We start from the raw sequence: 10,650 nt of genomic DNA, 5'->3' as shown, positions 1-10,650 counted from the left end.
ACCGCAGTCCGATCGCTTACGAGACAGCCTCCAAAACAACGTCAACTACGCTGGCACCAGCCGCATAACCCGTGTTCAGGACTCGGGGTCAAGGCCCGCTCGACCAGCGCACGGATCTTTGCGTGGGACCGGTTGACGGCCTGCTGGCCAGTGGAGAGGCTGTGCCATCGGCCGCGGTAAGGGAGACGGACCGTGCCGCCTGCACCCCGGTAGCCCTTGTCTGCCCAGCAGGTGATGTCGGCCTCGGCGAGTGCCTTGATGATGCCGTGCTCGCGTGCGGCCCGGACGTCGTGGACGGCGCCGGCCAAGGCTGATGAAGCCCACAGCAGACGCCCCTTCGGATCGGCTATGACCTGCACGTTCATGCCGTGCTTCTTGTGTTTGCCCGAGTAGAACGGGCGATCGGCGGCGATTCGGTCGATGGGTAGGAGTGTCCCGTCCAGGATTACGTACGCCTTCGTCGACGCCGCTTGTACGGCTTCGGTGAGGGTGGGGGCGAGGGCGGCCAGGAGGTTGACGGCCTCGGTGATGTATCGGTAGGCGGTGGTGGTGCCCATCCCGAATCCGGCCGCGAGCTGGGCGTAGGGCTGGCCATTGCGCAGGTGGGCGAGGGTGAGCAGGGCCTGTCGGCCTGCGTTCAGGCGTCGCCATCGGGTTCCGAGAGCGCGGCGGTGTTCCCTCAGGCGCGCGGCGAGGAAGCGCAGGGCAGAGCTGGACACGTCGATGCCGGAAGGGTAGACAAGCATGCGAAGCCTCTGGTGGAGACGGTTCTCTTGGTCGAAAACCCATCTACCAGGGGCTTCATCTGTCTGTCATCCCAACTGCCCGGCGGCACGGGAGGTTGGAAAGAGCTCACTGCCTCTGCCGACCGCCTACCACACCGCTGTACAGTCGGGCTTCGCATCCGGCGTCATCCAGGTGGTCTCAACCCCCGGAAGCGCGAATGCCACCCTTGGCGGTCTCGACCTTTCCTAACGGGCCGTCGGGTTTTCTGGCGGGCCGTTTCGGCTACCGGGTTGGTCAAACGTGCCGGTGCGCCGCCTCGGCTTCTCCTTTCGGGTGTTGCCGTTCCTCCTTGCTGCCTCCCAGGCAGCGACCAGGGCCTGGGGCGCGAGGTCTACCCCGCTCAGCTCGGTGCTCAGGCGATCACCGCCCCGGCCGTGTTGCCGTCCAGCGGGCGGGCTGCGAGCTCGGGCAACCGGTCCGGTCCACGGCGCGGGCACGGCCACCTCGGTCCGGGCCGCCGCCCTGTTGGCGTAGGCGTAGCCGTTGAGGGACTCGTGGTCCTCAGGGGCGAGGATCGGGTCGACCGACAGGAAGCGTCCGGTGGTCGGGGCGCACTCGCGTGCGCCACCGTGGGTGCGCCTCGGGGTAGATGCGCCGCGTTGCGCTGATGTCCGCCCGGTAGCCGAGTGCGTTGAGTCACTCGTTGGCGAACGCGAAGTTCTCGTTGAGGGCCCGGATCAGCTTCGATCGGACCTGAACGTACGGTCCGAGCGTGCTCTCGATGAACGCGGCGATCCGCACCGGTGTGAGTTCGTCCGCCGCCAGGGCCATCGCGCGGCCGATCCACTCCTCAAGCCGGGAGAACGCCTGGGAGGTGACGACACCGACGTCGTCCACGGCCGTGAACTGTTGAGGAACCTTTGGTGCGAGGGCAGTGGTCAACCCCGCCTTGTAGGGCATATCCGCCGGTGGAGTTCTCCATGAAGGAGACCGGCCGCAGGATCGTCGCGGGCAGGTGGAGCTTGGCGATGTGCTGCTCGATGTGCCACTTGCTGATCAGGTTCCGGGGCAGCGTTTCGCTGCCGTGACGGTCTGCGCCGGCGACGGAGGGGAAGACGAAGTGCTCGATGCCGGCGGCGTGTGCGGCCTGGGCGACGTTGATCCCCCAGCGGACTTTGGGGGCCGGCGGCCTGCGGGGCCGGGCGGTGACACGGCACCTGCTCGCCAACGGCCAACCACTCGGCGATCCGCCGCCGCACCGGCAGCCAATCCCACGGCGACTGGTTCACGAACCGCTGCAGCCGTCGTCCATCGCTGGATCGACTTGCGAAGGCCGTCCAGCATCAAACCCCTCAGACAACACTCACCCCACCGCCGCTGACCCCGCCGCGGCACCGAAGCGAACACATCGGCAACGAACTCCGATAACACACCCCGGAGCCGGCGCCCGGGGGATGCCGCCGGACGGGCGCGCGTGATGCGCCGTTGAGCGGACGGTCGCCGCTCAGGGAAGGTCAGTGCCGCCGGGACCAGCAGGTCCGCTGTACCAAGCGGCACTGCGATACGACCTTTGGTTGTTGCGCCAAGCAACCCTCACATGGTGCTGGTGACACCGCCGTCGACGGAGAGGGAGGTTCCAGTGACATAGGAGGACAGGTCGCTTGCCAGGTAGACGGCCGCGTCGGCGATCTCGCCGGGCTCAGCGATCCGGCCGATCGGGATGTTGGGTGCGGGCTGCTGGGGAGCGTCTGAGAGAGCTGCTGCGTTGGAGCGCAGCATCTCGGTGTTGACGGAGCCAGGGTGGATGGCATTGACCCGGATACCCTGGGCTCCGTACTTCGCGGCCAGGGAGTGGCTCAGCAGGCGGACTGCTCCCTTGCTCGCGCTGTAGAGGGGGGTGTGTGCGCTGCCGCGCAGGCCGCCGGCCGAGGAGATGTTGATCAGCGAACCAGGTTCGCCACGGCGCAGCCAGGTTCGGATGGCTTCCTGCGCCCCAATCCAGGTGCCCTTGACGTTGATCGCCATCATCCGGTCGAAGACCTCGTCCTCGGAGGCGAGCGGGTCCTCCTCAAGCTGGAAGACTCCCGCGTTGTTGACGTAGACGTCGAAGCCACCGAGCTTCTCGGCCTCGGTGATGGCGGCGCGCACGTCGTCTCGGCGGGTGATGTCCGTTTTGACGAAGACGGCCTCGGCTCCGCGCTGGCGTACGAGGTCCACGGTGGTGGCGCCGCCCTCGCGCGGGGTGTCGCGCACGTCCGCGACGACGACGCCGCGTGCGCCCTGCTCGGCGAACCGGAGGGCCATCGCGCGGCCGGTGCCGCTCGCCGCTCCGGTGATGACTGCGACCTTGTCGTGCAGGAGATCGTTCATCGGCGTTGTGCTCTTTCTGTGATGACTGGGTGCTGTGTCTGAGGTCGGCACGTCGTGGTGAGGCCACCTCGGCGGGCGGGGTGAACGAGACGCTAGGAGGAGGGCGGGGCCGCCACCACCGGCCGCTCTCCGCGCCGTCGGCGAGGACCTTGGCGAGCTGGTGGCCGTTTCCCGCGGACGAGTAATGGGTGATCGCGACCGTAGCGCTCATGACGAGCCCCCTTTGCGGAGGCCGGTACTGGAGGAGCTGGAGAACACATGACGGTGCACTAACCGGATTGGTATCCGGTTTGGCGTGGACGAGTAAAGCGGATAGTTATCCGGATGGCAAGCGGTTCCGGTAGCCTCGAGGTGTGGAAGACACGCACGGCCCCGGCCGGATCGAGATGACAGTCGCCGAGCAGCCCCCGGCCGAGCGGGCGGACGCCGCACGCAACCGGCGGAAGATCCTCGACGCGGCCGCACGGCTCATCGCCTTGCACGGCCCGGAGGCCGTGACGATGAACGCCGTGGCCCAAGCCGCCGGTATCGGTGTAGGCACGGTCTACCGGCGCTTCGGCGATGTGGTACAGCTGCTGTTCGCGCTCCTCGACGACCGCGAGCGCCAGTTCCAGGAGGGGTTCTTCAGCGGCCCGCCCCCGCTCGGCCCTGACGCCCCGGCCGCCGAGCGGCTGCGGTCCTTCCTTCACGCGCTCGCCGACCACATCGCCGCGCAGCAGACTCTGATGCTCGCCGCGGAGGCCGCGTCACCGGCCGCGCGCTACACCAGCGGCCCGTACCGGGCCATGCACCTGCACGTGTCGATGCTCGTCCGCGAGCTGCGACCCGACGCGGACGCGGCCGTACTCGCACATCTGCTGCTCGCGCCGTTCGTACCGAGCCTCTTCCACCATCTGACGGCCGAACGCGGGGTGACCGCGGACCAGATCAAGGCGGGCCTGGACGAACTCATCAGCTTCTGACGTAAGCCGTGTCCTACGTGGTGGCCGCACGTTGGGTCATGCAGGGCGGACCGGCCGGATGCACGACGCCGGGCGCATGACGACCAGCCGGACGGCCCGGCAACGCACTGCCTCTCCCGCACACACCGCAAGCACGTGGCGCGAGAGGCCCGAGGGGTGACCGGCAGGACGAGGACGGATCCTGTGCGCACGCTGCCGGCCGTGTATGTCGCCAGGCTGGGATCATCGAGTCGGTGAGCGGCAGCCCGAGCTGCCTGGTCACATACCCATGGTGGCGTAGTGCCCGGTCAGGACCACGTGGGCCGAGGCCGCGCGGAATTCGTCGTTCCTCCAGAGTGACTCTGCCTTGCCCGGCTGGTTGCTGTCGGCCGCCTCGCCGTCTGGTGGCGGATCCGCGGCGAGCGACGCCGGACCTCATCGGCAGCACGCGCTCAATGCGGCGGTACGTGCACGCCTGGCATCCCCTGGCTGCCGCGCCCTCGCCGCGTCGCAGACCAGACACCTGGCTCAGCCGAGGCCATGGAGCGGCAGCCGGGCCGGTTCAACCTTCGCCCCGCGGTGTGGTCGGGCAAGAGGGGCGTGTGATGAGCCGGGTCATCGACCACGCCACCCTGGGAACGACCGACCTATGCCCCGCCGGCTCACCCCGGCCCGGGTGCGGCGGGAGTTTCGCAACATCCGCGCGACCACGACCCGTCCGGCGCCCGCACCGAAACCGTCCCGACCAGGCCGGGACGGCCCACCGGGTCGAGGAACAAGCACCGGGCCCGACACCACGACGTGGGCAAGACGGCCGGACGCACCGAGTCGCTCAAGGAACACCAAGCCCACCCACGTTGAATGCGATCTCTCAGTCGTGCCACCGTCGACGTACGCGGACAGGCAGAAGCCGCATGCAGAGCGGCGGACCTGACGTACTGTACTGGACGCCGGCCCACGTGCTCATCAGCTGAGGATCGTCGTGGCCGTACCGCTCGATCCAGTCCATCAGAGTATGCGGCGCCTGGCGCGCCAGGTGTGACGCACGTCAATCCCCTGCGACATTGCGGAAGTTGACCCAGCCTCGGATAGTTGCGGGGTCAAGTAGTTCCGAGTTCTCCCCCGTCGGCAAGTCCAACTCGCTTGAACGACGGCGGGCATGTGCAAAGGAGCCGAAATGAAGACTCGCAGGGGCCTTCGGCGTCGTGCCGGGATCGCGGCCACCACGGCCGGAGTAGCGGTAATGGTGGGAGGAGCGGTGGCCCAGCCTGCCGCAGCGACCGAGATGCAGCCACCGTGGGGACAGGCCAACTTCTACACGGGCAGCGACTTCACCGGGACTGTGTACCCGATCCCGGCCCTCGGCACGCCAGCGCCGTACTCTCCGTCCGAGTGCGTCAAACTCCCGGAGCCGATGAAGTCCATCGCGAACTTCAAATACGCCTATGTGCAGCCCTTCAAGGACGAGAACTGCACGGATAGCCCGGGCCTGGTGACCGGTCTGCACTGGGGCAACCTCTCCACCCCCGCCCGGAGCTACAAGGTCCTTGTGACCTGGCCTCCGGCCAATTACCCGGGCTGAGCCCGTGGGGTCGTAGGGGCCGAACGGCCGTAGCCGCCGCGGTGTCGCCGAGGTGCGGGGTACACGCACGGCTGGTCCTGCTCCGTCGGATGGGGCAGCCCGGAGGTCCTGGACGTCATTCTGGTGCGGCCTGAGCTGGTCGTGGAAGTCGGCGTCGGTGTCGCCCGCGACAGCGCCCGCCGGTGGCGGCACCCAGCGCGACGGCACCGCCCGCGCCCCGCCCTCTCCCCCGGCGACGTCGCACCCTTCGACAGCCCTGGCTAGGCCGCGCCTCGGCCAGGGGCTGTCGCCGGACCAGTCGAAGCGGCTGCGGCCGCCCGGGCGCGGGTCGTACAGCGCCCGGCCGTCGGGCCCGAACTGCCCGAGGTTTGTCAGCAGCGATATGCCCGTGTCGATCTCATCCTGCGTCCAGCCGGCAATGTCCAGGAGCAGCCCGTCCACCGGACCTCCCACCCGGGAGTGGTCCCGAGTGGTCGGGGGTGGCTCCGTAGCCCCGGCCGCGCAGCAGCTGCTCGTCGTCGCTGTTCATGTCGTCCAGCGTTCCCACCACCACCGAGAACGCGGGCTTCACAGGACGGGTGGTGTTCACCCGCGCCACCGGTGGAGGGCTCGCCAGGGTCAGGTACGGAAGCGGGAGAGCCAGCTGCCAGCCTTCCGCGCGCAGGCCTGTTCCTGGCGGTCGGGTGCGTCGGCATCCGCAGCTGCTCGGCTGCGAGGGCCCGGCTCTGACAGTCCTCACACCGAGGCAGGTGCGACTGGCGATCCCTCCAATGCGGGGTACATCCGACCGCCTCCCACCGATCGTCGGTGAACTTGAGCCCGCGGTCGGCGTAAACCGGCCGCCGCGCCTCCCGCTGTGCGCCTTCCCGAGCTTCACGACGCCGCTGCTCTTTCCAGGCGGCCTGGCGGCGGGCGAACATCAGCGGCACCTCGGCCTTTGGAGCAGTGAGGACGATGTCGGCGCGGGCGCTGCCGATCGCGGGGTTCTCCCAGGTGCCCTTCACCGGGAACGCGACTTCGGTGGCGTAGGAGGCGAGGGTGCCGGTCCCGTCCGGTGCATGGTCGGCGGCCTGCGCGGCGGCAACTGCTTCGGCCGGCTCCCTCACGACCAGGTCCAGGGTCGGTTTCGGGCGGATCAGCGCGATGACCGTCTCGTTCACCGTCATCGGGTGGGAGGTCCGGAGCTTCCCGCGCCCTTGGGCATGCCGCCCATCTCTTCCAGCTCGCGGTCCAGCTTGAATCCGGTGGCCGCCAGACCTGCCGCGGTGAGGACGCGGACCTCTTCGCCTCGTTCGGTGCGACCGCCGTCTAGGAGCAGGCCCTGGCGGCGAAGGTCGTTAGCCGCGGCTCGGTGGGAGGAGGTGCGTGCTTCCTTCTGCTTGGCCGCCGTCGGCATGAGGGTGTGCCGGTAGGTCAGGTGCGGCGAGGACAGCCGTTGGATCTGGTCGGCCGTGGCGGCCTTTGAGCACTCCGAGGACACGCAGCACATCCGCGCGCAGGTCGTTGCTCGATCCCGCCTCGTTCGCCTTCCTCTTGCCCGCCACCAGGCTCGCCCTCCCGTCGTCCGCGACAGACCAGCGGCTGGGCACCGGCCCCCGGCCCTGAATAAAACACGCCTCCTACCCGACCCCTGCCAGGGCCGGGCTCAGAGGCGTCCACCACTCGGGACAGATTCCGACCTCAGGTCTTGCTGCGCAGCCAACAGGCCACCACCTCGTCGGCGACGACTTCCAGCATCTCCCGCGGCACCCCTGAGGCTGCCTGGACGGCGAGTCCATGGATGACTGTGAGTAGAAGCCTCGCAAGGGCGGAGGGATCAGAGTCGGGGGGCAAGTCGCCGTTCTGCTGAAAGGTCCGTAGCCGCTCGGTCAAGGGTTCCACCCCGCTGACCCTGATGGTGTTCAGGAACTCCCGGGTTGCGAGCGAGCGCGGGTTCACGGCAAGGGCGCCTTGGACGGTCAGGCAGCCATGCGGGGTGTGATCGCCGGAGACCACGTCGATGGCAGAGCGCAGCAGTGTGTGCATCAGACGTGAGGCCGTCGGCTCTTCCAAGGCCGGCTTCAGGTACCCGCCATGGCCCGCAAGGTAGCGCTCGACAGCCTTTCTGAACAGAGTCTCCTTGTCTCCGAACGCCGCGTAGACGCTGGGCGCGGTCATGCCCATGGCCGTCGTCAGGTCGGACACGGAGGTGCCCTCGTAGCCCTGGGCCCAGAAGGTCCGCATGGCGGCTTCCAATGCGACGTCGGGATCGTAACTCCGGGGTCGACCACCCGGCATTGGCGATGCACCGCCCTTCTAATCCTGCCTGGGGCCCTGTGCTGCCGCCGCAGCGCTCAAGCAGGCGGAAATCGAGGATATTGACACGTCAATCATACCTGGTCTAGTTTCCTAACGAACATTAGTGAACCTCGGATCCACGGATGAGAGAGAGGCCACATGAGTCTGGTCGACTCGAACGCAACGGACCCCCGCTACACCAAGAGGAGCGGCATCTACGTGCCCGCAGAGGGGGGGAAGACGTTCTGGGCGTCCGGCGGCGACACGTACACCCTCAAGGTCGGCACGCAGGAGACCAACGGCTCGTTGGCCCTGTTTGACGCCACCGTGCCGCCCGGCGGGGGCCCTGGGCCCCACGTGCACAACGAACACGACGAGGCCTTCTACTTGATCTCCGGTGAGCTGGAGTTCCTCAACGGCGACCAGACCGTCACGGCGGGTGCCGGTGGATTCTTCTTCGTGCCACGCGGCACCAGGCACCGGTTCCTCAACCGCGGCGTCCACGCAGCCCGCATGATCTTCTTCTACACCCCCAGCGGCGGCATAGAGGAACTCCTCGTGGCTGGCAGCCCAATAGCCGAGCCCGGCGTCGCACCCCCGCCCATCCAGGAGATCGAGATGTCACGAGGTGCGGCAGAGCTGATGGAGCGCTACGCCACGGAGATGCTCCCCGATCCGAGTCAGTGACGTCGAAAGCGTGGTGTGGTCGAGGCTGACGTACTGCGAACAACGTATCGCTCAGCAATGAGGCAGGTCTCATCGCGGTCTCCAGTCAGGCCCCACGCCATCACTGCGCAGCGCGGATGCCCGCGCACAGGTTGCGAGCGATGGCGGCCTTCGCATCACCACAGGCGAACCGCGCACCCGCCATCCGCAATCGTTGGCGAAAACCCTGCAGTTCAGCCGTCAGCTCCCACCAGTACTGCCATGACGTCCTCGATGGCTGCCCGGCCCGTATCGGGACTCGTCTCCATGGCGACATCACGTATTCAAGAGCAGTAGCACGTTCAGTCGAGGGGAGAAAATAGATGCCAGCCGAACTTGACAACTTCGAGCACGCCTATGCTGAGGTCAACGGCGTCCGGCTCCACTATGTGATCGGCGGCTCGGGTGACCCGCTGGTCCTGCTGCCAGGATGGCCACGCACGTGGTGGCAATATCACAAGATGATGCCCATCCTCGCTGAGCACTTCCGGGTGATCGTCTGCGAATACCGAGGGATGGGCGACTCGGAGAAACCCGAGACCGGGTACGCCAAGGCGAACATGGCGCGCGACGTCTACGAACTCGTCCGGCACCTCGGTTACGAAAAGGTCAATATGGCCGGCGAGGACGTCGGCTCCTGGATCGCGTACTTCTTCGCCGCCAATTATCCGAACGCCACAAAAAAATTGGCAATATGGGACGCGGGAGCGCCCAGCGAATCCCTGGCCAGCATTCCTGCCCTGCCCTCGTCGCCGGAATTCAATGCGTGGCACTTCGGCTTCAACCAGCTCGAAGGACTTCCCGAACGGCTCCTTGAGGGCCAATACAGCGTCATCATCGACTGGTACGCTGAAAAAATCTCCGGGGATCCAGGCGCCGTCGATAAGGAGAGCAGGGCGATCTACGCCAAGGCGTACGACTCCGCCGAAGCGATCCGGGCAGTCGCCGGCTGGTATCGCACGCTCTACAACGACATCCAGGAGGCGGCCGACTACCCCAAACTGACCATGCCGGTCCTGGTGCCGGGCGGACACTACCTTGAGCTGTCCCGGGCATCCAATGAGAATCGAGCGACCGACATCCGGTTCGTTCAACTCCCCGGCGCCGGCCACTATCTCGCGGAGGAACGGCCGACAGAGCTCAGTCGCGAGCTGATCGGTTTCTTCGGAAAGTAACGACCAGAGGGAAACACGCAAGGCAGCATGCTGATGCGGTGGTAAGCCTCGATCTTTCTTGATGGTCCGCCGACTCCGTCGGCGGACCATCAAGAAAGATCGAGGTCAGCTTTAGGACTTGCCGGGAAACAAGTCGTGGCTTCCAGCTGTGGAATTCATGGTTCTGGTATGGGGAGACCAGAGGGGATCAAATCCGTCCTGGCTGCGAAGTTCCAGGTGTTGTTGCCGCATCTGGACGAGCGCCAGCGTCGGCTGGCCATAGGGACGGAAGCGTTGTCGCTGGGACATGGTGGGATCAGGCTCGTCGCTGCCGCGGCCGGGGTTCGAGAAGGAACGGTTTCGCGCGGAGCGGCTGAACTGGAGTCTGGTCAGGCTTTGTTGGGGCGGGCCCGTCGTCTTGGTGGGGGCCGGAAGAAGGCTGTAGACCTTGATCCGGGGCTGCGACCGGCGCTGCTTGCGCTGGTCGAGCCTGATGAGCGGGGCGATCCGATGTCGCCGTTGCGGTGGACGACGAAGTCGACACGGAAGCTGGCAGCGGAGCTGACCCGGCAGGGCCACCGGGTCTTCGCCGACACGGTCGCCGGCCTGCTGCGGGAGGAAGGCTTCAACCTGCAGGCCAACGCCAAGACCATCGCAGGCGCTCAACATGCCGACAGGGATGCCCAGTTCGTTACCTCAATGAGCAGGCACCAGAGCACCGGGACGCCGGTGACCCGGTGATCAGCAAGAAGAAGGAGCTGATCGGCGACCTATAAGACCGTGTCCTACATGGTCAGTTACTGACGTTGTAGTCGTGGTGTCGTCGGTGTGAGGCCTGTTCCGGTGAGGCATCCGTCGATGATGTCGCTGCGGTATTGGATTTGGCGGAGGCCGT

The 10,650-nt window shown here is 67.0% G+C and carries 9 protein-coding genes and 3 pseudogenes; 5 read left to right on the top strand and 7 right to left on the bottom strand.

What is annotated here, in order from left to right:
* Nucleotides 1–89: 89 nt before the first annotated feature.
* The 5 genes and pseudogenes from OO52_RS44825 to OO52_RS44815 form a co-directional block, all read right to left on the bottom strand.
* Nucleotides 90–746, bottom strand: a pseudogene (locus tag OO52_RS44825) (IS5/IS1182 family transposase); the annotation flags it as partial.
* A 676-nt stretch (nt 747–1,422) separates the two neighbouring features.
* Nucleotides 1,423–1,686 carry an NmrA family NAD(P)-binding protein gene (locus OO52_RS51310; protein WP_324608334.1) on the bottom strand — a complete coding sequence of 88 codons (264 nt, stop codon included), beginning with the start codon at nt 1,684–1,686 and terminating at the stop codon, nt 1,423–1,425.
* The gene (locus OO52_RS54890; protein ID WP_158712679.1) at nt 1,577–1,954 is read right to left on the bottom strand and encodes an NmrA family NAD(P)-binding protein; all 378 of its coding nucleotides are present in this window, start codon (nt 1,952–1,954) and stop codon (nt 1,577–1,579) included. Before OO52_RS54890 ends, OO52_RS51310 begins: the two co-directional genes overlap by 110 nt.
* 10 nt (nt 1,955–1,964) lie before the next feature.
* Nucleotides 1,965–2,205, bottom strand: a pseudogene (locus tag OO52_RS49155) (transposase); the annotation flags it as partial.
* 114 nt (nt 2,206–2,319) lie between these two features.
* Complete coding sequence (locus OO52_RS44815) at nt 2,320–3,096, bottom strand: SDR family NAD(P)-dependent oxidoreductase (protein ID WP_030659112.1); 777 nt, start codon at nt 3,094–3,096, stop codon at nt 2,320–2,322.
* 353 nt (nt 3,097–3,449) lie between these two features.
* On the opposite strand from OO52_RS44815, the gene OO52_RS44810 reads away from it, so the two are divergent.
* Both OO52_RS44810 and OO52_RS44805 read left to right on the top strand, forming a co-directional pair.
* On the top strand, nt 3,450–4,058 hold the full coding sequence (locus OO52_RS44810) for a TetR/AcrR family transcriptional regulator (RefSeq protein ID WP_420711473.1): 609 nt from the start codon (nt 3,450–3,452) through the stop codon (nt 4,056–4,058).
* A 1,156-nt stretch (nt 4,059–5,214) separates the two neighbouring features.
* Nucleotides 5,215–5,619 carry a hypothetical protein gene (locus OO52_RS44805; RefSeq protein WP_158712677.1) on the top strand — a complete coding sequence of 135 codons (405 nt, stop codon included), beginning with the start codon at nt 5,215–5,217 and terminating at the stop codon, nt 5,617–5,619.
* 1,162 nt (nt 5,620–6,781) lie between these two features.
* On the opposite strand, the gene OO52_RS53790 is transcribed toward OO52_RS44805, so the two are convergent.
* Nucleotides 6,782–7,099 carry a hypothetical protein gene (locus tag OO52_RS53790; protein WP_234340015.1) on the bottom strand — a complete coding sequence of 106 codons (318 nt, stop codon included), beginning with the start codon at nt 7,097–7,099 and terminating at the stop codon, nt 6,782–6,784.
* A 200-nt stretch (nt 7,100–7,299) separates the two neighbouring features.
* Nucleotides 7,300–7,842 (bottom strand): TetR/AcrR family transcriptional regulator, encoded by a 543-nt coding sequence (locus OO52_RS44795; protein ID WP_037631172.1) that lies wholly within the window; start codon nt 7,840–7,842, stop codon nt 7,300–7,302.
* 213 nt (nt 7,843–8,055) lie between these two features.
* On the opposite strand from OO52_RS44795, the gene OO52_RS44790 reads away from it, so the two are divergent.
* From OO52_RS44790 to OO52_RS44780, 3 genes and pseudogenes are all read left to right on the top strand, one after another.
* Nucleotides 8,056–8,583 carry a cupin domain-containing protein gene (locus tag OO52_RS44790; protein WP_030659104.1) on the top strand — a complete coding sequence of 176 codons (528 nt, stop codon included), beginning with the start codon at nt 8,056–8,058 and terminating at the stop codon, nt 8,581–8,583.
* 341 nt (nt 8,584–8,924) lie between these two features.
* Complete coding sequence (locus OO52_RS44785) at nt 8,925–9,776, top strand: alpha/beta fold hydrolase (protein WP_030659101.1); 852 nt, start codon at nt 8,925–8,927, stop codon at nt 9,774–9,776.
* A 168-nt stretch (nt 9,777–9,944) separates the two neighbouring features.
* A pseudogene (locus tag OO52_RS44780) lies at nt 9,945–10,525 on the top strand (ISAzo13-like element transposase-related protein); the annotation flags it as partial.
* Between the last annotated feature and the right edge of the window lie 125 nt (nt 10,526–10,650).

It is taken from the genome of Streptomyces flaveolus, from assembly GCF_000716535.1.
Taxonomy (GTDB): domain Bacteria; phylum Actinomycetota; class Actinomycetes; order Streptomycetales; family Streptomycetaceae; genus Streptomyces; species Streptomyces flaveolus_A.
This window is presented reverse-complemented; position numbering and strand designations above follow the sequence as displayed.